This window comes from Peribacillus muralis (assembly GCF_001439925.1).
GTDB classification, from domain to species: domain Bacteria; phylum Bacillota; class Bacilli; order Bacillales; family DSM-1321; genus Peribacillus; species Peribacillus muralis.
On record NZ_LMBV01000018.1, the window covers coordinates 44,837 to 70,127 of the forward strand.

Annotated in this window: 23 protein-coding genes and 1 riboswitch; of the genes, 3 read left to right on the forward strand and 20 right to left on the reverse strand. The window is 39.5% G+C overall.

The features are described 5' to 3' along the window. Positions 1–192 precede the first annotated feature (192 nt). From ASU00_RS18090 to ASU00_RS18150, 13 genes are all read right to left on the reverse strand, one after another. Complete coding sequence (locus ASU00_RS18090; protein WP_057914889.1) at positions 193–1,359, reverse strand: SIS domain-containing protein; 1,167 nt, start codon at positions 1,357–1,359, stop codon at positions 193–195. 19 nt (positions 1,360–1,378) lie between these two features. Further along, entirely contained in the window at positions 1,379–2,284 is a 906-nt protein-coding gene (locus ASU00_RS18095; RefSeq protein WP_057914890.1) for an ROK family protein, read from the reverse strand. Between the two features lie 357 nt (positions 2,285–2,641). Beyond that, the gene (locus ASU00_RS18100) at positions 2,642–3,400 is read right to left on the reverse strand and encodes a carbohydrate ABC transporter permease (RefSeq protein WP_152983791.1); all 759 of its coding nucleotides are present in this window, start codon (positions 3,398–3,400) and stop codon (positions 2,642–2,644) included. An 89-nt stretch (positions 3,401–3,489) separates the two neighbouring features. Continuing rightward, the gene (locus ASU00_RS18105; protein WP_057914918.1) at positions 3,490–4,410 is read right to left on the reverse strand and encodes a carbohydrate ABC transporter permease; all 921 of its coding nucleotides are present in this window, start codon (positions 4,408–4,410) and stop codon (positions 3,490–3,492) included. Positions 4,411–4,494: 84 nt separating this feature from the next. Further along, the gene (locus ASU00_RS18110; RefSeq protein WP_057914892.1) at positions 4,495–5,739 is read right to left on the reverse strand and encodes an ABC transporter substrate-binding protein; all 1,245 of its coding nucleotides are present in this window, start codon (positions 5,737–5,739) and stop codon (positions 4,495–4,497) included. Between the two features lie 288 nt (positions 5,740–6,027). Beyond that, positions 6,028–7,302, reverse strand: a complete 1,275-nt coding sequence (locus ASU00_RS18115) for a Gfo/Idh/MocA family protein (RefSeq protein WP_057914893.1) — start codon at positions 7,300–7,302, stop codon at positions 6,028–6,030. Positions 7,303–7,375: 73 nt separating this feature from the next. Further along, a complete protein-coding gene (locus ASU00_RS18120; protein ID WP_057914894.1) occupies positions 7,376–8,425 on the reverse strand; it encodes a LacI family DNA-binding transcriptional regulator in 1,050 nt (349 codons plus the stop codon). Positions 8,426–8,815: 390 nt separating this feature from the next. Next, the gene (locus tag ASU00_RS18125) at positions 8,816–9,547 is read right to left on the reverse strand and encodes a GntR family transcriptional regulator (protein ID WP_057914919.1); all 732 of its coding nucleotides are present in this window, start codon (positions 9,545–9,547) and stop codon (positions 8,816–8,818) included. Between the two features lie 335 nt (positions 9,548–9,882). Continuing rightward, a complete protein-coding gene (locus ASU00_RS18130; RefSeq protein ID WP_057914895.1) occupies positions 9,883–10,365 on the reverse strand; it encodes a GNAT family N-acetyltransferase in 483 nt (160 codons plus the stop codon). A gap of 698 nt (positions 10,366–11,063) precedes the next feature. Further along, positions 11,064–11,636 carry a YdhK family protein gene (locus ASU00_RS18135; RefSeq protein WP_152983790.1) on the reverse strand — a complete coding sequence of 191 codons (573 nt, stop codon included), beginning with the start codon at positions 11,634–11,636 and terminating at the stop codon, positions 11,064–11,066. 401 nt (positions 11,637–12,037) lie between these two features. Next, on the reverse strand, positions 12,038–12,664 hold the full coding sequence (locus ASU00_RS18140; RefSeq protein ID WP_057914896.1) for a hypothetical protein: 627 nt from the start codon (positions 12,662–12,664) through the stop codon (positions 12,038–12,040). A 206-nt stretch (positions 12,665–12,870) separates the two neighbouring features. Then, positions 12,871–13,638 carry an arylamine N-acetyltransferase family protein gene (locus ASU00_RS18145; RefSeq protein WP_057914897.1) on the reverse strand — a complete coding sequence of 256 codons (768 nt, stop codon included), beginning with the start codon at positions 13,636–13,638 and terminating at the stop codon, positions 12,871–12,873. A gap of 129 nt (positions 13,639–13,767) precedes the next feature. After that, positions 13,768–14,748 (reverse strand): NAD(P)H-quinone oxidoreductase, encoded by a 981-nt coding sequence (locus tag ASU00_RS18150; protein ID WP_057914898.1) that lies wholly within the window; start codon positions 14,746–14,748, stop codon positions 13,768–13,770. Between the two features lie 279 nt (positions 14,749–15,027). Here ASU00_RS18150 and ASU00_RS18155 point away from each other — a divergent pair, with 279 nt between their 5' ends. From ASU00_RS18155 to ASU00_RS18165, 3 genes are all read left to right on the forward strand, one after another. After that, positions 15,028–15,546 carry a DUF2243 domain-containing protein gene (locus ASU00_RS18155; protein ID WP_082630437.1) on the forward strand — a complete coding sequence of 173 codons (519 nt, stop codon included), beginning with the start codon at positions 15,028–15,030 and terminating at the stop codon, positions 15,544–15,546. Then, positions 15,536–16,318 carry a cytochrome c oxidase assembly protein gene (locus ASU00_RS18160; protein WP_057914899.1) on the forward strand — a complete coding sequence of 261 codons (783 nt, stop codon included), beginning with the start codon at positions 15,536–15,538 and terminating at the stop codon, positions 16,316–16,318. Before ASU00_RS18155 ends, ASU00_RS18160 begins: the two co-directional genes overlap by 11 nt. 96 nt (positions 16,319–16,414) lie before the next feature. Next, positions 16,415–16,780 carry a carboxymuconolactone decarboxylase family protein gene (locus ASU00_RS18165; RefSeq protein WP_057914900.1) on the forward strand — a complete coding sequence of 122 codons (366 nt, stop codon included), beginning with the start codon at positions 16,415–16,417 and terminating at the stop codon, positions 16,778–16,780. Positions 16,781–17,157: 377 nt separating this feature from the next. On the opposite strand, the gene thiC is transcribed toward ASU00_RS18165, so the two are convergent. The 7 genes from thiC to ASU00_RS18205 all read right to left on the reverse strand — a co-directional run bounded on the left by thiC (position 17,158) and on the right by ASU00_RS18205 (position 25,171). Continuing rightward, positions 17,158–18,939 (reverse strand): phosphomethylpyrimidine synthase ThiC, encoded by a 1,782-nt coding sequence (gene thiC, locus ASU00_RS18175; RefSeq protein WP_057914902.1) that lies wholly within the window; start codon positions 18,937–18,939, stop codon positions 17,158–17,160. A 135-nt stretch (positions 18,940–19,074) separates the two neighbouring features. Continuing rightward, positions 19,075–19,190, reverse strand: a riboswitch (TPP riboswitch). Between the two features lie 117 nt (positions 19,191–19,307). Then, the gene (locus tag ASU00_RS18180; RefSeq protein WP_057914903.1) at positions 19,308–20,096 is read right to left on the reverse strand and encodes an HAD family hydrolase; all 789 of its coding nucleotides are present in this window, start codon (positions 20,094–20,096) and stop codon (positions 19,308–19,310) included. Positions 20,097–20,239: 143 nt separating this feature from the next. After that, the gene (locus ASU00_RS18185; protein WP_057914904.1) at positions 20,240–20,779 is read right to left on the reverse strand and encodes a histidine phosphatase family protein; all 540 of its coding nucleotides are present in this window, start codon (positions 20,777–20,779) and stop codon (positions 20,240–20,242) included. A gap of 92 nt (positions 20,780–20,871) precedes the next feature. Next, complete coding sequence (locus tag ASU00_RS18190) at positions 20,872–21,330, reverse strand: hypothetical protein (RefSeq protein WP_057914905.1); 459 nt, start codon at positions 21,328–21,330, stop codon at positions 20,872–20,874. A 369-nt stretch (positions 21,331–21,699) separates the two neighbouring features. Beyond that, positions 21,700–22,152 carry a nucleoside deaminase gene (locus tag ASU00_RS18195; protein ID WP_057914906.1) on the reverse strand — a complete coding sequence of 151 codons (453 nt, stop codon included), beginning with the start codon at positions 22,150–22,152 and terminating at the stop codon, positions 21,700–21,702. Between the two features lie 278 nt (positions 22,153–22,430). Continuing rightward, positions 22,431–23,384, reverse strand: a complete 954-nt coding sequence (locus ASU00_RS18200; protein ID WP_057914907.1) for a DUF4822 domain-containing protein — start codon at positions 23,382–23,384, stop codon at positions 22,431–22,433. A gap of 647 nt (positions 23,385–24,031) precedes the next feature. Further along, entirely contained in the window at positions 24,032–25,171 is a 1,140-nt protein-coding gene (locus ASU00_RS18205; RefSeq protein ID WP_057914908.1) for a zinc-dependent alcohol dehydrogenase, read from the reverse strand. Positions 25,172–25,291 lie beyond the last annotated feature (120 nt).

Consider the following 25,291-nt stretch of genomic DNA (forward strand, 5'->3'; position numbering starts at 1 on the left):
ATTCAGCAATGAGGTTGAGGTCTTACATCCCTGCAAGAACCTTTTAATTGGCAAGTACTGCACCTGCTAATAGTGTTCAATTTGATAGAATTGGTGGGAAACTGCAGAAAATCAGCATCTACCACCTTTTCCAGAAGAAAACACTTATTTATTTACTAATTCTATAAAACTACTAACCGTTCCAGTCCCTATTTACGTATATTCGTATAAGGTTACGCCTTTTACTACACGGTTAACCGTCCCTGTCGGTGAAGGTGTATCCGGTGTATTCCTGACTTTTACGGAAGCTAGTAGTGAGACAGTTTGTCCAATCATGACAAAAGGTAATGCCAGGTAAACATCCGGAACGGATTGAGCATCTCTGCCAAATAAAAACGTGTTGCCTACAAAGCTCGTGTCCCCATCAACTTCAATTGCACAAATATAGTTGGCAATGTTATCTCGCTGCAATTCATTTAATATATCCAAATCATATTGACGTGTATAAGGGTGATTAGAAACAAATACAAAAACCACCGTTCTTTCATTGACAAACGCTTTAGGCCCGTGTCGGAATCCTAATGGCGAATCAAATGCGGTTACAATTTTTCCCGCTGTTAGCTCTAGTACTTTTAACTGCGATTCTCTCGCTAAGCCTTCTAAACTTCCTGAACCTAGGTAAATGATGCGGTCAAAATCGCAATCAATTATTTTTTGGATATCATCTTCTCTACGAATAACACTTTCACCCATTTGACCAATCGTTTGGATAATCGACCCTTTTTCCGCCAATGGCAGCGGATCAAATACGAGTAATGTTGTTAATGTCATGCATGAGTAGCTTCCGGTCATGGCAAATCCTTGATCATTGGCTCTTTCAGGCATCAACAACAAAAGATTTTGTTCATCACCTTTTGCCCTTAGCGCTAACTCGCCATCATTTGCACAAGTAATCGTTAATTGATAGAAATTTGTTACGATTTGTTCAGCTAATTCTACAGCAGCCACACTTTCGGGACTATTGCCGCTTCGAGCAAATGAAACCAGCAAGGTTGGGAAATCTGCTTTTAAAAATTCATAGGGGTTTGACACCAAATTGGTAGTCGGGACACTCAGTAATTCCCACTTTTTTTCATCAACTACCCCTTTTAAATATGGTAAGACCGTCTCACCGACATAGGCAGAAGTTCCAGCACCAGTAAAAATGACACGTATTCGTTCATGTTGCTTAGACAGTTTTTGCAAAAATGCTTGAATCTCCTCTTGTTTTTTTGTATACAATAAATAGGTTTCATCCCATAAAGCAGGTTGTTGCTTGATTTCCTCAGTTGTAATCGATGCACCTAACGATACTAATTTTTCTTTATCCAGTTTAAACATCTCCAACACTTCTCCTTTTTTATAACCTCTCGAATACTCGCAATCCTGCACCAACGACGCCATTATCTTGCCTCAATCTGCTAATACTCATTTGACCTAAAATATGTTGTTGTTCAGGTAATTGGTAGCTTTGTAGCTTTTCTTTCAGTAACTCAAGCAGAAAAGGGTTGTTTACGATGACACTGCCGCCGAAAACCATTTTATGTGGATCCAATAAACAGGAAATTGTATAAAGTCCCTGAGCTAAGTTGTCTGTCACTTCTTCAATGAATGGTAGATATTCACATGTCCCCTTTGCATAGCCTGCAAAGACTTCTTTAGTGGAAATTTGTTCAACTTGCAATTCCTTTTCTGCCAACTTTTCAATGGCCGGTCCAGCAGCCACTTTTTCCAATCGCTTATTTCCCTTATTGTCTGTCTTCGAGAGTACCGGTATTAACCCTAGTTCCCCGGCGAATCCAGCACCCCTAAAAAATGAACCATTTTGAATGATGGAACAGGAGATTCCGGTACTGATAGTCACATAGACAAATGTCTCACTCCGCTTTACCTGAGCTGCCTTCCACTCGGCAAATGCAGCCATATAGACATCATTGTCAATTTGAATCTGTTCGAGACCGAATTGCTCCCGTAAACGAGCGGTGATGGGGAACTGTTCCCAAGGTAAATTATTTTGAAAAATAGCGATGCCATTCTCACGATCTACTTTGCCTGGCACCCCCACACCGATACCTTCTATGTCGGCTAAGGAAAAAGATGATTTTTTAAGAACTTGTTCTACCGCTTCTAACACTCTAGCAAACATATTTTCCCGGTCAGAAGGATCACTTTTTACATCTTCACGCTTTAGCAATTCTCCCGATTCGGTAATGATCCCTGCTGCAATTTTAGTCCCTCCGATGTCAATGCCAATTGCCTTTTTCATTTTCCTCACCTCTAAATCCCCACCCGTTTTCTACTATGTCAACAAGCTATTCACATCATTTCTTATACTTGTTACTACCTCCAAAGAAAATGGTACTTTTCTCTCAGCCTTTTTATACTGCTTCAGCGGAGATGGGTTGTTGGTACAAGTTATTCTTTTTAAAAACTCATAGTCAATTACTATGAGTTTTTAATGTGGTAGCTCAGTATAATGGTTATCTATAATAAGCCATTTCAAAACAATGCTTACATTTTATATTTATATTATACCAATAGAACTTGTAGGGTCAACCCAACATATCGAGGTTTTATATTATTGATTTGATGTAAAATTTAGCCTTATTCAATCTGGTATATATTATTTTCCTCCTGTTACTGCAATTCCTTCAATAAATTGTTTTTGCAAGATGATAAATAAAACAAGCATGGACAGTATCGCTAAAAAGGAGCCTGCCATAAGTACCGGATAGTTCGTTAAATACTGACCTTGAAGGGATGACAATCCAACAGAAAGTGTCATCGATTCAGGAGAACTGTTCACAATCATTGGCCACATCAATTCATTCCAGCTCCAAAGAGTAGTGAAAATACCCAATGCAATTAAACCAGGTTTGGCGAGAGGAAGCATGACTTTCCAGTAAATTTGGAAATGGTTACAGCCATCGAGTCTTGCTGCCTCTTCTAGTTCTTTTGGAAGCCCCATAAAGAATTGCCTTAGCAGGAACGTACCGAATGCACTAAACATTCCAGGGACTATTACTGCCTGTAATGTATTCAACCAGCCAAGTTTCACCATAATCATATATTGCGGGAGCAAAAACACTTGTCCTGGTACCATTAAAACGGATAAAGCTAACAAAAATAGGATATTCCTGCCTGGAAATTCAATCCTAGCGAATGCATAGGCGGCTAACGAACACAAAAATAACTGTCCTGCAGTCCGTACGACCGTAATAATAAATGTATTAAACATAAATTTAAAAAAAGGCAGAAGTCCAAAAACCTCTATAAAGTTCCCCCATTGTAAGTCCTTCGGAAATATAACAGGCGGAACATGAATGGACTCAGCATACGTTTTTAAGGAGGTTAAGATCATCCATAAAAAAGGCATAACCATTGCTACAGATCCCACAATAAGAACGAAATGGATAAGGAATGTTTTACTTTTCACAAGCTGTCTCGTTTTTTCCAATGCCTCTACCCCCTTTAGTCATAGTGAACCCATTTTTTCTGTAAGACCATTTGGATTGCAGTGATAATCAGGATGACTACTAATAATAGAACAGCGATTGCTGCTGCATACCCTTTATCGTTTAAAACGAAAGCGTGCTGATAGAATAAATAAACAACCGATTGAGTACTTTCCAAGGCTGTACTACTTTTTCCAATCATCATGAAAATTAAATCAAACACCTGAAAAGCTCCTATTAGAGAAGTGATGCTTACAAAGAAAATGACAGGGGAGAGCAGTGGCAGCGTAATTTTAAAGAACACACTGATTGGACCTGCACCATCGATTTCCGCTGCTTCATAATAAGACTTCGGAATTCCTTGTAGTCCGGAAAGGAAAATGACCATGTTATAACCAATCCCACTCCAGATAGCTACCACAATAATTGAATATAAGGCAATTTTCGGATCACTTACCCACTGTGGACCCTTGATTCCAAATAGAGATAAAATATAGTTCAGCAGTCCGTAATCGGAATTATAAAGCCATTTCCACACCATTGCGATGGCAGCAGGCATAGTAATTACGGGTAGGAAATATAATGTGCGATAAACGGATTTCCCTTTAATTTTTTGGTTAAGGAGTACCGCTATTAGAATAGATAAGATAATCCCAATTGGGACAGTAAAAATAATATAAATCCCCGTATTTTTAAACGATTTTAACAGATTAGTATCCTCGAGCATCCTCTTATAGTTATCTAATCCCGTCCACTCGAATTGACCAAATGCTCCCCATTCGGTAAAACTAAAGTAAAAGGTCTGAAAGATAGGCCAAAGGTAAAAAATGAATAAACCTAACATGGTAGGAGCAATCATAAGATAAGCCCAAAAGAAGTCTGAACTTTTTCTTGTCTTCGTTAAGTTAGAAACCTTAAGTTTTGTATTCGTATTCATTTTTATCTGGAGAGGATGTTCCTTCAATGTATTCACTCCTTTTAAGGAAAGAAGAGAAGAATCATCTTCTCTTCTTCTTTTTTTCTATTTCTTGGATAGTGCCTCATTTGCCTTCTCTGTTAACTCTTTTACACCGTCTTCTATACTTTCTTCTTCACTCCAAACCTTTTTGAGTACGTCCGTTTCATACTGCCAAATTTCTCCTGTTCTTTTCTCATTAGGCAGTGGAACAGAATAATCGACACCATCAATAAAGGCTTGAAGATTTATAGTTGGAACGGCTTGTACCCAAGCATCTTGTGTATCATTATAAGCTGGTATAACCGTCCCTGTTTTCGCAAATATCTCTGCCGCTTCTTTAGAACCTAGGAACTGGACAAATTTCCATGCAGCATCTTTATGCTTTGTGTTAGCCGCAATTACATTGGCTAGCCCATGAATAGAAACCGCGCGCTGTTTTCCTTTTGGTACTACAGCAACATTTATATCAGGATTATTCTTGTACTCTTGTACCATCCAAGGACCATCAAACATCATCGCTACTTTTCCTGAAGAAAATAATTCAGAAACGGCCGTTTCAGTCATTTGAGCTTGCGTTGGTGATAATCCTTCTTTAATGAAACTAATATTATAGTTTAATGCCTCGATGGCCTCCGGTTGATCAAATCCTGCGGACTTGCCATCGTCAGAAATAATATAACCGCCATTTTGCCAAATGAGGTCATAATAACCACCTTGATTGCCCATAGTGGCAGCAAAGCCCCAAATGTCTTTATCTTTATCTGTCAGCTTTTTCGCGACTTCCTTTAATTTATTCCAATCCCAACTGTCATCTGGATATGGCACACCTGCTTCATCAAAGATTTTTTTGTTATACCATAAGCCTGTTGTATCAAAGTCTTTTGGAATACCAAATATTTCTCCTTTAACAGTATAAAGATCAGTTAAAGATTTCGGGTAATTATCTAAGCTATAGTTATCTTTTTTTGCAAGGTCAGTAAGTGGAAGGATTACCTTTCCCTCAGCATATTGTTGAACATGGGCACCATTCATCCACATAACATCGGGTAACGCAGCGCCAGTTGCAGCAGTTTCGAGTTTTTGAAAGTACTGGCCATAAGGAGTAATCTCCGTTTTCACTTTAATGTCCGGATATTTCTCGTTGAATAATTTGATAACTTCATCTATTGCGGCGACTTGCTTCTTATCCCAAAATCCATAAGTAATTTCAACCTTTCCGTCCCCTGAAGCGGTGTCATCATTACTACATCCGGCTAATCCTATTAATCCTAGAATTACGGTTAAAAGCAGTAGTAGCCATTTTTTCATCATGTTACCTTCTTTCTGAATTTTAGTAGATTTCTAACAAAATACTCCTAAAACATGAATGGTGCTATGACAAAGCCTTTATGATAGCCCTTACATTTAATTCATCCATTAAAACTTTCACTATTACATAAAGAAGAAATACGGACAAATGCTGATTTGTTTAGGGCTTACCGCCTCTACTAAATAAAAATCGTCTCGCGAAATTAAACCAGAAGGTGAACAAACTTTCTTTATTTTGACTCTTTGGAAAATGTGGGATGGTACTTTTCTTTTAATATAGTGAAACTACTAACCTCTAGGTTTTTCTTTTAAACGGTTATAATATTCATCAATATTAATGGATTGTCCCTGTTTTAACCTTGACTCTTCAGCAGCAAATGCCATTAGGTGACTTCTTACGGAAGCAAGGGCGGAAGAAACACTATCTTGTTCATTTCCGTATTGAATTTCTCTCAAGAATGTCCTAATGATGCTTTTATCTCCACCACCATGTCCACCAATGGGAATATCAAATTTTATTACCGTTTCATGCTTAGTGAGAAAATTAAAGATCGAAATACTATTTTCCTCCATATTTCCACGTATTTCTCCTTTTGTTCCCATTATTTGAACAATACGTGTTTGCTCCCTTGTAAATCCGCACATACTAAACGTCGCTGTTGCTCCATCCTCGAATTCCATATTTACAACTTGATGATCCACTACATTATTATCTGAGCGATATACGCATTTTCCATATGGAGTTTCATTCAATGCTTTTATGATTCCCTCATTCGTATAATCTTCTGTAAATTTCCTTGCCCATCCTTTTCCTTCACCAAGATAATACCTTCCAGCATGATATGGACATTCATGTTCAGCAGGACAGCCATCTAAACATCTGTTCGGCGCGCCAGTTGGTGCATTGTCTTCCTTAAAATGCATAAGCGAACCATATGAACTAACTCGTTTACATTCCTTGCCTATCACAAATGAAATAATATCCATATCATGACATGACTTTTGCAAAATCATCGGACTTGTTCTTTCTTTATTATTCCAATTACCACGTACAAAGCTATGCGACATATGCATGACTTCTACATTTTCATTTAATTGCAGCGATACTACCTCACCAATTTCCCCTGAGGAAATAACCTTTTTAATCGTTGCCCAAAATTCTGTATACCTCAATACATGACATATTGTAAGATGTCGATTATACTTTTGGGCTGCTTGTTCCATCGCTATGCATTCCATTGGATCCGGGGACATAGGCTTTTCCAGCAGAACATGATAGCCCAGTTCCAGTGCTTTCATGGTCGGTTTAAAGTGATTGCGATCAAGTGTACATATAATAGCAATATCTGCAATTTTTCTTTCTAGATTGAAAACATCTTCCCACGACTCATAACAATTTTCGTTAGAAATATTATGTTCTTGTTGAAATTTAATTCTTCTTTCTTTATATGGCTCTGCCACACCTGTGATTTTTAATTCATTAGGATAATCCAGGGCATATGGTGCATATGCTCTTACCCCTCTGTCACCTGCTCCGATAATAATTGCTGTCATTTGTTTCATGTTTTACCCACCTAGCCTCCGTTTTCCTATTTTACTCCAAACGTTTTCCAACAATTTTTAAAAAAAGAACCGCTTAGGTTCGTTTTATATTAGATGATTCCCGAAGGACTAATTCAAATGGCAATATGATCTTCATCGGAAGCTTAATCTTCGCTTCTACCATTTCCATGATAGTTTTAGCTGCTATTCTTCCCATTTCATATTTAGGAATTTCTACCGTCGAAAGCTGTGGCGACGAATATTTACCCATTTCAATATTATCAACTCCAAAGAAGGCGATATCCTCTGGAATTCTAAGTTTATTTTCTCTGACAGCTCTCATCGCAGGGATGGCCATCAAGTCACTCGCACAAACCATTGCTGTTGGGACATGTAATGGTTTTCTTTTAAGCAAACTTTTCATTTTCTCAAAGCTATTTTCCATTTTCCACTGTGTATTGATTACCCATTCAGATTGGATGGCAAGCCCGGCTTCTTCCATGGCATATTGAAAACCTTTAAAACGATGTTCAGCATACAAATCTTCAAAAGATTGATTAACACCTCCACCAATAAAACCTATTTCCTGGTGACCTTGACTAATTAAGTACTGAACCACCATTTTAATGGCTTCCTCGCGATTGTAGTCGACAATCGCTATATTTTTATCCGTATAATAAAAGTCCAAACCTACTATAGGTATATTTTGTTGAATATATTCGATAATGCTGTCATTAATCTTATCGATAAGAAGCAGTCCTTCTATCCCCGAATCATGTATAATCTTAAGAAGTAGCGTCTCGTTTTCAAGTTCATCTCTGGTAATACTAATTAAGTTGTAATCATTTTCTAGTAATACATCACGAATACCTGTATAAATATTTGCAAAGTAAGGGTTAACTTCCGCTTGTTTTGGATTGGCTACCCATCCAATTTTCATTGTTCTTATGTTATTCTTCTCTTGCTTGTTGGCAACTAAATTTCGAGCATGCTGATTTGGTATATACCCTAACTCCTTAACAACCTCCCAAATTTTTTCTTTTGTTTCCTTGTTAACATTACGAGTCTGATCATTTTGTATTACTCTCGAAACAGTAGAAATAGAAACACCTACACGTTCAGCAATATCCTTTAATCTGATCACTAATAAAACACCTCTTAATTATGTAGTTAAGCGCTTTCTTATAAAGGATAACAAAAATTTTTATTCTTTATAAGAAAAACTTTTTGAATATTTTTAATGTTTTAAGAGTGGTTTTATTCTGTTCCAAAGCATACTCTTTTTCGTTTAAAAGAGAATGGGTTGTAGGTACAAGATAGATTAAAAAAAGAATTCAAAAACACTGTCGACAATGAATTTATTTGACAGAAAATTATGACTAAAGTAAATATACACCCCATCCATTAACCTGTCAACCCAACAACTTAAATATAAAAAAAATACACAATGATTTTTTTTTTCCATGATAGCAGTTGTTTAGCAAGAGTTGAAATAAAAAAACTCATAGACACATTGCCATGAGTGATTCAAACTTTATGTTAGTTCCGTGTAAAAGCGGCAACGATCGCCTCGTACAATGGATATGCAAAATTCAACAGGCATTCCACTGATATCATAGGCTGTTCGTTCAAGCAACAGCGCTGGACGACCTTCTTCCGTTTGAAGATACTCACTTTCTTCAGCACGAATGAGCACAGGTTCAAATGCCTCTTTTGCTCTGGTTACTATAATATTAAATTGTTGTGAAAATAAATCATATAATGAAATTTCGCCAACTTTTTTAAGTTGCTCCGCATCTGAAATCACGCTTTTCGGGATGAAAGATGACTCCAGAATATACGGTTCATCGTCGGCACAACGAAGGCGTTTCATTTCAATGACATTATCATCTTCTTCAAGCAGCAGCGCTTCCCTAATTTTTGCCGTTGATTTAACTTCCTCTATTTTTAGAATGATATCTTTAGGATTCATTCCTTTTTCTTTTAATACCTTGCTAAAGCTGTAAAACCCCATCAATGACTGTTGCAATTTTGGTTTTGCCACAAAGGTACCTTTTCCTTGGATTCGGTAAAGGATGCCTTCCTGTACTAGCTCTTCGATTGCTTTTTTTGCTGTGTTTCGGCTCACACCGAATTGGTCCATTAATTGATTTTCAGATGGGATTTTGTCGCCATGCGTCCATTTCCCTTTTTCAATGGAACCTTTCAGCCTCTCCATTAATTGGTGATAAAGAGGAATTACACTTTCGTGCTGAAGTGGTTTCATTATAATAAGCCTACCTTCCATCCATACTAACATTCCTATAACAAATTATATCATCGACACTTATAGTGTCAACCCAACAAGTAAAGTTGACCTAGGCATTATTACTTGTTGATTCGATGAATTCTGATTTGATTTGCCACAAGCTTTTAACCAGTTGTAGCTTACCTAACTCGCTCTTTCTCTTATTTTTTCTAAGCGTTATCATACTCTCCCCGAAGTGTTTCATTTGCTCACACACTCCACTTCTCAAGATGATGCACCTTAATTTTTCCGGCGGTTATTGGTGTCACGCTTGGATCCTCACACCTATATACCGGATACTATCTAAAGTTTCCTTAACCTAAAGCTAAATGGAAAACTAACTCTTCCCCGTCTTGCCCTTTAAATCTGTATCCCTTATCAACGAATCCAGCCTTTTTATATAAATTGATCGCTGGAATGTTCGTATGATGCACGGTCAGAATTACCTCATCTTTATCAGGATGATTTCGTTTAATCATATCAGGCAAGACTTTTAAAGCTTTAAAAGCTAACCCCATTTTTTGATGACGTGAATCCAAGGAGAATGATTTAAGTAGAATGGCGTTCTCATTATGTGTATATTGATTTCCTGCCTTATCGGTATATAGCGCTAAACAGCCTACTAAATCAGCGTTAAATACTATCATCATCGGAAGATTATGCTTATCCCTCCTGAAGTCTTCAATGACTTTCAAAGGCAGCGAAGTATAAATTGCTTGCTCCATAGGTAAACAATAATCGTTCAGCGCTGCAATATCCTTTTCCATGAAAGGCCTTATCACTAACCCCGTTCCCATGCCCTCACCACCACATCCATAATTTTTAAAAAAACTGATAATTCTATATTACCAGATATTAAAAGTAACCATCCATACACCATTGATGAATTCCCAGAATTTTATTAAAAGAATTGAAAGTGGGAAACTCCTAAAGCAAGTACCAGTGGAATGGAAGGAGCGCACTCCTGCTTAGAAATGTGCGTCTACGTGTGACCCCGCAGGCGCAAGTCAAGGAGACTAACGGACCCCGGATAAGCGAGTCCCTGCAGTGCAATGAAACGGTCTAAGGTACAGTTACTCATGAATTTAGCCATTTTACTCGCGAGTTCGGGTTTTGCATGAAATTTGAGGCCGTTTCTCGTAAACTTCGCGCTTTTCACACGCAATTGGGGTCGTTTCTCGCCGCTACATGCACGTTACTCGCGAATTTAACCACTTTACTCGCGAGTTTGACACTTTTACTCGCGAGTTAAGGCTTAGCATCGAAATTAAAGTGGATTAAATGGAAATAGCGATTCTCCTACGAGAAATGCGCGTATCGCAGGCTTCTGATCACGGACCTCCTCTGGATAAGCGAGCCCCGCCTGCAGTGCAATGAAACAGTCAATATCCATGCACCAAAACTGTGATTATAAGTAATTCTACGTTTTCACGCATAGTGGAATGGAACGGAAGGCGCGAGACTCCTGCGGGAAATGCGGTTAAGCTGGTGCCAATTATTCAACAGCTGATAATTCACTTTCCGTTACCCATTTATGATTCTTCACTTTCTCTCCTCCAGAAGTCGGCGTGAAATCAACCATGTACACTGTCGTATTTTCTGCCGTTTCGATATGAGCTACCGCACCATTCATCCCTTTCATATGTGACGCATTTATGATAACCTCAGCTCCCGATTCATACGGTTTCTCGCCTGCATCTTTTATCTCTTCTTGAATGATCCATTTATGATTTTCGACTTTTTCCCCTCCGGTTGTAGGTGTATACGAAATAGAGTAAGCCGTCGTATCATAAGCACCCACTATTGTTGCTTCTGCCCCCTTCATGCTTTCCATATGAGCGGATTCGATAATCACTTGACTTCCAACTTCATAGGTTGGATTTTCTGCAGCTTTCAATTCTTCAGGAACATCTTCTGAGCCAGAATGATTCATGTCCATTTCACTATGTTCGCCTTCTCCTTTATGTTCCTTGTCTTTATTTTCGCTGTTGGAACATGCGCCAAGGACTAAGAGCAGCGCTGCTAATAAAGCTAAAACGTTTGGCATTTTTGTTTTTGCATTCAGCATATTAAAACCTCCTTACGTATTTACATCAATCGTACCAATTAAATATGCAAAAATTATGGAGTGCACTCGTGTGAAAAAATGAAGCCAGGCATGCCTGTTATGCGTTTAGTTTTTCCCTTTTATGATTGTGCCCAGACCTTGTTCTCTTAAAATCCATATGAAAAAAAGACGAATTTCCTATTTTACAATAGAAAAATCGTCTTTTTTGCTTAAACGTCATCTTGCTTTTTTGGCTAACCAAGTAATAGCATTATTTTCTATTCACTCAGAACAGGAAATTATTTTTTTCGATTATTCGTTCCGTTAACCTACCACTGCTTATGTAATGTAAAAACAGGCTAAATGATTTTACTAAGCTTGGTCGCATATCTTGGGAACCTTTTTTTGTCCCAATATTTCCCCTATTCAATGGCTTTCGTTTGCTCTATCTTCTCTCTGATGCTCGAAAGATTCATTGATGAGTGCTGTGAATAATCCCTGCCGATGGACTTGAATAAACCCTTCGTTATGGCCATCAATAAAATTTTGGTATGCTCTTCCGCTATCAAAGATTTATATGGAAGCCTTGAATCCACTTGAGCCCCACCGATTTTATCAGCCGTTTCCTTAATGAAGTCGATGATGGTCATTTCATGAAGTTTTCCTTCCATTCTGTTTTTGAAGATGACTTGGTTTCTCCACGCAACTAGGTCAATTCTCTGTTCAGTATAGTCGAAGAATTCTTCAGGAAGTTGCGCAAGACCGTCAACGCCTATTTGAATGCAATCTTTCACAGGGTACAATTTCGGGTTAGGATTGATTTTCTTTATTAAGGATTGATCTATGGTGACTTTTTCCCTCTTTATTCTTGTATGTTTCGTTTCACCTAACATCAGTCTTAGCTGACCGGCGATTACGTTATTGAATTCTTCCAATTCAAACAGTTCCACCAGCATGACACTATATTCCAGAATCGATATTGCTTCATCGAATTTTCGTTTCATGGTCGTGTTGGACCGGGAAAATACTAAACGATTGTTTCTTTCCATGCTCTTTCCCCCTTTCATTTTATCAATCTATCTTTTTTTATCAGCATTAGCTCTGCTGTTTCACCATCATCTTGTAAGTTTCAAATTAGCATTATTCATATTAAAAGGAAGCTACCGGTTCCCATTATTGAATGCACCCACTAAAAGACCGGCAAGGGTTGTCGACAGTCTTTTAGTCGGCACGGTTGATCATTCAGTTATTTCTGCTACTTATCGAAATGTTGTTTCATCAACTCATTGAATCGCTTACCATCTATTTCTTCTCTCGTCACTTTCCCATCGACCCATTGTGTAAAGGATGTCTCGGTTAAAGTGATGTTCCCCCTGTTTGTCAGGCGCGTAATTAATCGATGCTTGTTAAATGGCGATTGGGGATCTTCGCTGATGATCGTTTGAACCTCATTCAGTTCCGCTACATTTCCAACTGGATTGGTAGAATCAAAAGCATAGCCTATTTTCCAATCAGGATCTTTATATTTCAGCTTTAACTCAAGAATATAATTTCCATGTTCGGTGTTTTCCTTTTTTATCCTGAATTCACCATTTGGGGAAATGACGGTTTCCCCATTCAATGGAACTGGTTTTAAGGGCAAATTCCCTCCAAATCCCGTATCGACTAAATACGTTTGGCCCTCATGATCCAAGAGAATGGCGACATGTGTTCTCCCGATTGTCGTCCAGCCTTGATTGTAAATGACACCCCGGAACAAGGTCACTTCAAAATCATTATCAGCCAAGAAAAAATAAAGGGCCGCATTCAATTCATAACATACTCCCCCTTCATTTCTTACAAGCACTTTATTAATGATATTGTCTTTGTTGATGTCATTGATATTGGAGGAGATAATTGCCAAGTTTTCGAAAGGAATTGTTTTCGCTATCCTTTCAAGAATATCATCCAATCCTTCAAACGTCAGTTTTTCCCCTTCCTTGATGCCTATTCTTTTCCTGAATAATGCATTCAGATCATTCATGCTGATTCCTCCCTTAAGTCAGCATCGCTAGATAGTTCCTGACTTTGTACATATTTATTAGCTTTGGCCTCATTTCATTCTTTCTGCAATAAATGAAAACGGGCGTTCCTAAAAACGCATTTGCAAGGATCATTCATTTACCTTCAAGATGATTTTACCTACGTTCCTATTGGCCTCCATATGTTCATGGGCCTTTTGAATGTCCGCAAAAGGGAAGACGCGATCCACGATTGCCCTCACTTCATTTTCGAGGAACAACGGCATCACTTTTGAGACGAACTCCTCCGTCAGCTCTTTTTTATACGCATCACTTCGGGGAGTCAATAAAGTGCCTTTCAATTGCACCCTTTTTAAGAGAAGTTCCATCAGATTCACATGTTCTACAACAGTTCCACCAAGGATGCCGATCAATACCCATCGTCCATCGGTTTTTATGCTTTTAAGATTTTTCTCCCAGTAAGAAGCACCTATGAAATCCAGAATAACATCCGCTCCTAGATTATTGGTGGCTTTCAGTACTTCCTCCTCGAAAGATTGTTCTTTATAGTTGATGCAAATATCGGCCCCCAGTGCACGACAGAAATCCAATTTTTCCTTTGAGCCGGCAGTGGTGATGATTTTTGCTTTTGTCAATTTCTTAGCCAATTGGATGGCTGCTGTGCCGACACCGCTTCCGCCTGCATGAATTAAGACGGTATCTTCATCCGTTAATTCGCCTAACCAAAATAAAGTTTGGTACGCGGTCAAGAATACTTCCGGAATAGCTGCCGCCTCTTCAAATGTCAGGTTATCCGGTATTTTCATCGCCCTGTCTGCAGGCATCACAGCATATTCTGCATACCCGCCGCCATTTACAAGACCCATTACCCTTGTCCCTAAATCTATGTTTGCCCCCGCTCCTTTTTCCACTACTTCTCCAGATACCTCAATCCCTAATATTGGATTGGCCATGTATCCTGATTTCCCTTCCCGTGAAACAATATCGGTCCTATTGATTGCAGAGGCGTTCACCTTAATTAAGATTTCTCCGTTTTCAAGTTTAGGCTTAGAAAAATCCTGAAACAATAATTGCTCTGCACCGCCCGGTTTTTTTACCACTACAGCTTTCATCTAACCCACTCCTTTATAATTAACTGGCTTTCTACCTATTAAATTTTTTGTCTTGAAGTTGGAAACTATGCTACTCCAAAATATATCCATACGCAAATGATTCGGTCCGGTCAGGTCCTAACTTGGTTGAGCCATGAAGTCCTGATCTAAACGGCTCAATAAATAATGACGTATAAAAGGTATATTTACCTGTCTATAACTTACAAAACAGGGTAAAGTAAAAGAACCATATTCAGGAAATTAATATAAAACAAAAAATTACATTAAAGGAGGATACAAATGGAGTTTAAACCGAGGAATCGAAGTGATCATTCCATAGCCGAAATACGGTATGCTTATTCAGCTCGCAATTTATGGTCCGGTTTTCTATTCGGCATCGGACTGGTTGCCTTCATCGATGAAGCCATCTTCCATCAGCTGTTACATTGGCATCATTTCTATGACAAATCCACAACCAATATCGGGCTTGTCTCGGATGGTTTATTTCATGCTCTTAGCTGGTTCGCAACGGTCGGGTCACTGTTTCTGTTTGCCGATCTTCGCCGACGAAAAGGATTATGGCCAAAAAGGTGGGCTGGGGGCGTATTGCTTGGGGCAGGTTCCTTTCAGTTATATGATGGCATCATCCAGCACAAGCTCATGCGTCTCCACCAAATTCGTTATGATGTCGATATTCGCCCCTATGACTTGGTTTGGAACATTGCTGCCACTGTGATGATTTTGATCGGTATTGTCTTGGTCATTCAAACACGCCGCAGCTCACTTAATGTGAAAGCAGACAACCGTCATGCACAGTAAAGGTCATCTTCATGATAGTGGAGCTAGCTTTGAACCGTTTTTATTGGTATCATTCGCTCTTGTTATCTTGATATATATAGGAGCTGCCGCATATTCAGGGCGCAAATATAATAAATGGCCGGTATCCCGCACGTTGTTTTGGATTCTTGGCGTCATGAGCGCTGCCTCCGCACTAATCGGCCCCTTGGCCGATCGGGCTCATATGGACTTTACGGCACACATGGTCGGCCATTTATTGCTTGGAATGATTGCGCCCATTCTATTGGTACTTGCTGCCCCCATCACCCTTGCTCTTAGAACGCTGGATGTCCAATCGGCACGCCGCCTATCTAGATTGTTGAAAAGCCGGCCATTGCGGACTTTAACCAATCCCATCTTTGCCTCGATTCTCAATATTGGCGGGCTATGGATCCTCTATACAACTGGACTGTATGGGGCGATGCATCACAATATCATTCTACACGCATTGGTTCATTTTCATGTGTTCGCTGCAGGGTATCTATTTTCTGCCTCGATGATTTACATAGATCCGGCGCCACACCCGCTCAGCTTCAAGTTCCGGATTATCGTTTTTGCCTTTTCATTGGCAGGACATGATATCCTTTCCAAATACATATATGCCCATCCACCGAGCGGAGTCATGAAGGCACAGGCAGAGAGTGGCGGAATGCTAATGTTCTATGCAGGAGATGCCGTTGACGTTGTGCTTATCTGCCTCCTTTGTTATCAATGGTTCAAAGCCGCCCGCCCGAGGGGATCTCTTGCCATCTAGCTCAATAATAAACTCCAGTGTTTCTTGATTAATCAGCCTTGATTTAGCTCATACTAATTTTTGATGAAAGAAATTTAGGATGGAGCTGAATGGAAAATGGAATTTGAAGCAAGGAATTCTACTGAAAATGCACTTCATGATTATAAGGCTGGAATTGGTGTTTTTACGGAGAAAATGCCCGACCTCGCCGAAAAATTCAATTCGTTTACGGAAGAGTGCTTTAAGGAAGGTCTATTAACCAAGAAGGAAAAACAGCTTATCGCACTGGGAATCAGTCTGTACTCACAAGACGAATATTGCATCATCTATCATACTAAAGGCTGTCTGGATCAAGGCTGTTCGGAGCAGGAAATCCTTGAAGCCATTGGTGTGACAGCGGCATTCGGCGGAGGCGCGACCATGAGTCAGGCAGTGACCCTCGTCCAGGAATGTGTCCAGGAACTAAACCAGATGAAGCAGTAACAAAGAAGGGATAGGACAACTTTAGTCCTACCCTTCTTTATTTGCTTATAGCTGAATTCGTTTGGATATCAGCAGCTTTTTTCCCTCGTCAAGATATAGCTCGTTCATCATTTTCATCTTGATTTATATAAACTTGTATCTCTTAAGTGGCGAAGGAAAAAAACAAAAAGCAGTCAAGATATCACTACCATTGCAAACTTTCGGTTAAGTGGCACTTTGTGCATTGTTGACTATAATCATTTTGTACAAATTCATGATTACAATTATCCCGAAAAATGTTCAGCTCTTTTTTCAGCTGTTCCAATTGAGTTTCCAACTGCTTCATTTCAACTTTTATTTGGATTACCCGATTCATCGAATTCTCCCTCTCGCCGGAATCATTGATAGATTTTTCCATCCGTTTCCCTGAATTGATTCGCTTTTTCTTTTAGCCCTTCATTGATTACCGACTCAAAGCCAAGACCCTTTTCCTTCGCCAAATCACGGATATCCTGCGAGATTCTCATACTGCAGAATTTTGGACCGCACATGGAACAGAAATGGGCTGTTTTGGCACCTTCAGCAGGAAGTGTTTCATCATGATATTCAATTGCCCTTTCAGGATCGAGGGAAAGATTGAATTGATCTCTCCAACGAAATTCGAATCTAGCCTTTGAAAGGGCATCGTCTCGTTTTTGAGCATGTTGATGACCCTTGGCAAGGTCAGCTGCGTGTGCAGCAATTTTATAAGTAATGACCCCTACTCGAACATCCTCTTTATTCGGAAGTCCAAGATGCTCTTTCGGTGTCACATAACAAAGCATCGCAGTTCCAAACCATCCAATCATGGCAGCACCGATCGCAGAAGTAATATGATCGTACCCAGGAGCTATATCCGTAGTCAGTGGTCCCAGGGTATAGAACGGTGCTTCTTGACAGACTTCCAGCTGTTTATCCATATTTTCCTTAATCAAGTGCATCGGTACATGACCGGGTCCCTCCACCATGACTTGAACATCGTGCATCCAAGCAATCTTCGTCAGTTCTCCCAGTGTTTCCAATTCTGCAAATTGCGCCTCATCGTTTGCATCTGCAATCGAACCAGGACGGAGACCATCACCTAATGAGAATGAGACATCATACGCCTTCATAATTTCACAAATCTCTTCAAAGTGAGTATAAAGGAAGCTTTCTTGGTGGTGGGCCAAGCACCATTGTGCCATGATCGATCCCCCTCGGGAAACGATTCCCGTAACCCGCTTTGCCGTTAATGGGATATATCGCAAAAGCACTCCAGCATGTATGGTGAAGTAATCGACACCTTGTTCAGCCTGCTCGATTAATGTATCCCGGAAAACTTCCCAATTTAAGTCTTCCGCCACTCCATTCACTTTTTCCAACGCTTGATAGATCGGAACCGTCCCTACCGGCACAGGTGAATTCCTGATAATCCATTCCCGCGTTGTGTGAATATTCTTTCCGGTGGAAAGATCCATGATGTTGTCTGCACCCCATCTTGTAGCCCAGGTCATTTTCTCCACTTCAGCTTCGATTGATGAACTTACAGCGGAGTTCCCAATATTCGCATTTATTTTCACATGAAATTTACGTCCGATGATCATAGGTTCACTTTCAGGATGGTTAATATTTGCGGGAATGATTGCCCTCCCGCTGGCTACCTCTTCTCTTACAAACTCTGGGGTCACATTTTCCCTGATCGAGATGAACTCCATCTCAGGAGTAATCATCCCTTTACGCGCATAATGGAGTTGGGTTACGTTTTGCCCGTTCACTGCACGTAAAGGTTTTCTTTTCAATCCCGGAAAAATATCGGCATTGGATTGTGACTCCACTTTTTTATACCCGTTATCTTCGGGCTTTATTTCACGTCCTTCATACTCTTCAACATCTTTCCGTTCCAGAACCCAGCTTCGTCTAATCGGCGTAAGGCCTTTATGAATATCAATCGGATATTCTGAATCCGTATAAAAACCGCTTGTGTCATATACTCGTAAAGGTGGATTCTCCTCTTCGCCGAATGTCCCTGTAGTCGGACTTAGCTTAATTTCACGCATAGGTACTTGAATATCAGGTCTAGATCCCTCAATATACACTTTTTTACTCCCGGCAAAACTGGACATAATTGAAACGTTCATGTCATTTACTGAATGACTCTTCATGATTTCACTTCTCCTTTTTACGTTCATTTAAAAAGGACAAAATCCAATCCATTTCGCACGAAAAAGCCAGATCTCATATTTAAGACCCGGCTAACGTTAGTATGACTACAGAAATGACCCATTGAAATGTCATTGTTTAGTAGATTCTAACTTCCCCACGCTGGTATGAACCAGATCAGGTCCTGAGGGTTAAGAAGCTTTACGCGCTTCTCTCTCAGCCCAACGTTTATTGGACACCCCTAGTCTGAATAATGTAATTAATTACAAGGGTTACTATATCTCACCCAAAACATTCTGTAAATAATTTGAAAGACCTAATATTTTCATCAAGAACCTCCAAAATTTGTTATTTGGAGAAGGACGGCAGATTAATTCCCCAAGCTCTCAAGAATCGGGAAAAGCTCCTGCAAATGCTTGATTTCATAGGTTGGAAGCACCTCATTCCGTTCCTTATCCTCGCGGTTTATCCAGACGGACTTTATCCCCACTCTTGAGGCCCCTAGAATATCCGTCATTAAATTATCTCCGACCATCAATACCTCATCTTTATCCAGCCCCATGATTTTCAAAGCATGCTCAAAGATGGAGGCATCCGGTTTACCACGTCCAAACGCACCTGAGATGACGATTTGATCGAAATATGGAACGAGTTCAGGTGTAATATCAAGTTTCGTATTCTGTAGCTCTGGAGAACCATTCGTCAGCAATAGCAACTTGTATTTCCCTTTTAATTGATCCAACACTCGGAAGGATTCCTCGTAGATGAACGGTTTTTTACGCCTTTCTGCAGGAAAACGTTCCGCCAATTCCAGGCCAAATTTAGGATCATCGATTCCTAATGCTTTCAAGCCTCTCGTCCAAGCTTCATTCCGATAAGTCGGTACAATTCCCGCCATCTTCCGGAATTCATCATGATCATCGTTAAAATCCCCCCATAGTCCTTCAAAAGGGTTGATCCCGATCATTTGCGTAAATGCATATGTATCATAAGCAGAATAGAGCTCACGCGCTTCCTTCCGAACCGCTTCCTCGAATTCATCGACATTTAAGCCATATTTTTCCCTAGCCACTTCACATGTGGCTACAAAAGCCTCTTTCACGCTTTTCTGATCCCAAAGCAATGTATCATCCAAGTCAAAAAAAACTGCCTTCACCAAAATGCACACCCTCTTCCCCATTATTGAAGTTCATAAAAATCACACTATTACAATAATAAACCACAATCATCCGAAAAAGAATAACTATTCGGAAAATGACTGCCCCTTTCTTGAACTCTTCACTGCTCTAGGAATCCCTTCTATCATTTAAAACTTTCAAAAACATACAGCCTTCCATTGCTGGCAATCTTGAATCGGGGACCGCCGAAACCGCGTCTCATCAGCTCTTTCCTCATATAGACCATCAGTGCGGCATGACTTACGATCAGGACGTCCCTTTCCCCCTTTGCAAGGATTTCGTCCAATACTTTGTTAATCCTCCGCTTTGCATGCTTAATTTCCGCTCTTGTTTGCTTGTTCATGACAGAGCAGCAGCGGATCCAGATGGCCCAAAGGATGAACGGAAGCTTCAGCCTCCCTTGTAGAGGGGGAGAAGGGATTTCCCGCAGTTCTTCCATAAGCTGAACCGTGCCAGGATAGATATGTTCCGCTGTCTTGACCGCTCTCGACATATCGCTGCAATAGCATGCCTGCCATTCCTCCTTACCTATCAAAGTCGTTCCAAGAATTATATCCGCTGCATCATAATCAAGAAACCATTGACTCATGTCATCCGCAGTCACGGATTTCCCGGTTGGGAATTCCTGTGCTACCTTAAAATGCCGTACTAAACCAATTTTCATATGTTCTCCTTTTTATCTTTTGTTTTTTAGTTGCCGAAGCAAACCGATGTTAAATGAAAAAAGAGAAAGCATTTTGCCTTCTCTATTTTCGGTTATCTTATGGAATGAAGTTCTGCTATCGTACATCTTTTCCTGAATTTATACTTCCCGCTTAAATCACTGAATTGATAATCATTTAAAGCTTTTTCCAGCCTTGTTTTTAGATTATCCTCCGAGATGGAAGCATCAATTGTTTCTTGCCAAGTTTCATTTTCGATTAACTTTCCGAACGGAATGGTAGCGAGTACTTCATCATAGATTTCGATGCTTTGATCAATGCCAAAACTTCCATAAATACTGCCATTTTCATCGGCAAAAATATGCTCCGATACTAGTTCTTCCACCAATATCTCTATGTGTTCCTTTGACTTAACAGGCTGGATGGCAATCTCTGCTTCCGCCTTAACAGGTCCCAATCTCTTATCTACGATCTCCATCGTCAATTGAACATGAAAGGACGGATACATTTCCTCTACCCTTTCAGAAAGCTCCTCTGCAAAACTCCGTACCATCTGAACGCCCTCCTTTTATCACTATCATTATATAATATAAATACTTTAATTCCTTTTCAAAACACTTATTCAAGATCACTTGACTGGAAGCTACCTAAAGTATATCCTGAGTTTTTTTGCTTCTATGTCCCTACATCACCAGTTGCTCACTAGGCTGTAGCCCTCTTTTACCCCAGCATACGGTAGGATATGAGCAGGAGCGTCTCATCTTCAAGTTGATAAACTCCTGGATGACAAATGCTCTGAAGGACCTATTTTGCTATATGGAAATATAAAAAGTCCAATTTCTCAGCATTAAAACGGAGAAATTGGACTGTTATCGTTACTATAGATTTGTTTCCTTAATCATCAACCAACAGTATCCAGAGACTACTTTCTCTCCTTCCAAAGCTTCATTGGATTGTTTTGCCCTTCAGTTAATGGCATTTGTATCATCGAAAGTGAGCGATCAGCTTTTGTCTTTTGCAAATCCTCATAAATACTTTTGGATTTCCCTAAACCCACCTCTACTGCGTTCTCAACTGAAGCACAATAAAAAACCTTTTCTATACCAGCAAAGTACATGGCCGTTAAACACATCGGACAAGGCTCACCACTTGCATACATTGTATGACCTGAGAGATCATTCGTTTGTAATTGCTCTTGCGCACGCCGGATAGCCAGTAATTCCGCATGACCGCTAATATCATAAGTTTTGTGCAGCTCATTGACACCTTCAGCTACAAACTTGTTATCCTTCACAAGTACTGCACCAAAAGGTTGACCACCTTCACGAACATTTTCTACCGCTAGTTCAACTGCTCGTTCCATGAATTTATCCATTTCAAAACCTCCATTAATGTTTTAATTAAGTTGTTTCGCATATTTATTTGCTATTCACGAAGTAATGCATTGTGGTTGATTTCCCCTACAACGCTCGCTTTACTCTACAATCAACCTTAAATAGTTTCCGATATTCCTTTAATTAAAAGATAATTAATGTAATTATAGGACATTAACGATGGCATTGCTAAAACACTACAGAAAATGGTGCTTCTTCTTAAACGAAAACAAAAAGGGAACGGATAAATCCATTCCCTTTCTGACTAGATGCTAGTCCTTCATTTAGTGAATTTTGGTTTAAGATCACCTTTATAAGGTTCATGTTCAACGAATACAGTTATTTCCTTGCCATCATTGTCTTTACCCATTCTTTTATACGTGAATTTATTTTTATTCAGTTCGGTAAGCTCAAGAGCGGCACCATATTTATTATTTCCAATTGAAACATGAGCTCTTATTTTATTTTCGTGTACAATAGCGAAGTAGCCATAATCACCGCGGCTTTCGCCTGTTTCAGCATTGAAAAATTCATATTTATTATTCTTGTCATTAAATTTTGCCAAGCTTATAAAATTCGAATTGGACTTGGTTACATCATTACCGTCTTCATCTAATACCTTTGTTCCGTGCCAAAGGGTACTGCCTAAGATCTTATCTCCATCAACGTCTTTAACAATATCCCCTGTAGTAGCGTCCAACTTCTTGTCCGGATCAGTGAAAGAGAGCTCTTTTTCTTTATATGGAACATGTTCAACGAATACCTCTACTTCGTTGCCATTAGCATCTTTCCCCATTCTTTTATAAGTGAAAACATCTTTGTTTATTTCTTTCATGTCAACAACAGCTTGATAATTCATTGATTCAGAAATTAATATTCTCTTCTTCCCATCATTCGTGATAAAGAATGTTCCTTTATCGCCACGACTTTCACCTGTCTTCGCATCAAAAAATTCATATCTTCCTGTCTTCCCATCATATTTCGCAAGGCCAATGAAGTTTGCATTTTCTTTTGTTAAGTCATTTTTATCTTTGTCATACACTTTTGTACCCTGCCAATTTGTTTTACTAAGAATGTTAGCCATTTCCTGACCTTTGGTTAACTTATCTTCCTTCTTATCCTCTTGTTCTTGCTTTTGATCACTTGGTTTTTCTTGCGCGTTAGTGTTGCAGCCTGTTAAAAATAATGTAAATCCTAGCATTATTGATGTTATTGCTTTTGCATTTTTGTTCATTTTTATCGTCTCCTCATCTCTTATTGTGGTGTATTTTAGGATGTCCTAATAACTAAATAGTAATTCGGTAATGATATTGCATGGATCTTATAAAATCCGATTATTTGGCTCCCTATGAACTTAGTTGCTACTTCTATTATGATAGTGACCAATTATAAACTCCCTCTAAATAAATTCTTAAAAAAAGATAAACTTATCCTTAAAATTTCTTCGTATGTCATAAACGAAACTCCTTAAAGGTAATTTTGCTTCCTATCTTAGGGATTCCGCTCATCATTCAAATTAAGTACACTGCCTAAACCATCTGAAATATTAGACAGTAGCTCTTTTCGATTCTCCTGATATTGAGGGCCAAAATTGGAGTTTTATCTATCAAAACTGCACTTTTTTCTACGAATATGGGATTTTATCTATCAAAACTGCAGGTTATAAAAAATTCAACCTTAGAAATTTCAATTGTTGAGGGTACTATTTATGCTTTATACTCCTAAGTTTCTCGTTAATGACATCGGGATAATCACGCTATTGAAGTCGGGAGCGATTCCTCCTTTTTCAGAAATGATATATACGCACGTGCAGACACGGTTGTGACTCCAACAAAAAAATCCAATGCAGTAGGTGCATTGGATTTTTTATATCGACTATCATCACGGCTTTAACACGACTTTAATGCATTCATCTTCGTGATCGTTAAAGATTTGATAAGCTTCTCCCGCTTTTTCGAGAGGAACTCGATGGGATATGATTTCAGTAGGGTCAAACTCTCCAGCCGTAATTTTTTCAAAAAGCATTGGCATATAGTGAATGACCGGTGCTTGTCCCATTTTTATGTTAATGTTCCTTTCAAATAAATCGCCTAATGGGAACATATTGTATTTGGATCCATATACTCCAGTCAGCTGGAGCGTTCCGAATTTGCGAACAGCTTTAATCGCAATCTCAATCGCGCTTAATGTCCCTCCCTGAAGCTTCAACTTTTGCTCTATTGCCTCAATCGTCGATTTCTTGCCATCCATTCCGACACAATCAATGACGACATCCGCCCCGCCTGATGTGATTTCCTTAATATAGCCGCCCATATCGTTATATTCATCGAAGTTGTACACTTCAACCTTATTCATCTGTTTCGCCTTATTGAGCCTATATGGAAGATTGTCGATGGCAATGACTCGTTTTGCGCCTTTCATCCAAGCAAACTTCTGCGCCATCAATCCAATCGGACCACACCCAAGTATCACTACCGTATCCGCTTTTTTCACGCCAGCATTTTCTACACTCCAATATGCGGTCGGAAGTACATCGGACATGAACAGAAGCGCCTCATCTTCAAGCTCACAAGTCTCCGGGATGACAAAAGGCATGAAGTTTCCATATGGGACCCTTAAATATTCCGCCTGTCCACCAGGATAGTTTCCATAACGTTCTGTAAAACCAAAGTAACCTCCAGTATCCACCGCTTCATTGGGATTGGAATTATCGCATTGACTTTCCATATCATGCTCACAATAATAACAATGCCCACATGAAATATTGAAAGGCAGGACTACCCTATCCCCTTTTTTCACCTTCGTTACTTCCGGTCCCACTTCTTCTACGATGCCCATCGGCTCATGGCCAATGACATAATCTTTATGCGTCGGCAAAGCACCCTGATAAATGTGGAGGTCGGATCCGCAAATTGCCGTTGAGGTCACTCGTACGATGATATCATCCTTCTGCTGAAGTTTTGGATCCTCAACTTGTTTTACCTGTATATCTTTAGCCCCTTGAAATGTAACTGCCTTCATAATCAGCCTCCTAAAAAAATCCTTATTGATCCTGCTATACCCACCAACAAAGATTGGTGAGCCTTTTCTTCTTAATCTTCCCAATAATTAAGCAGCTTAACCAGTAATCGCCCAGTATAG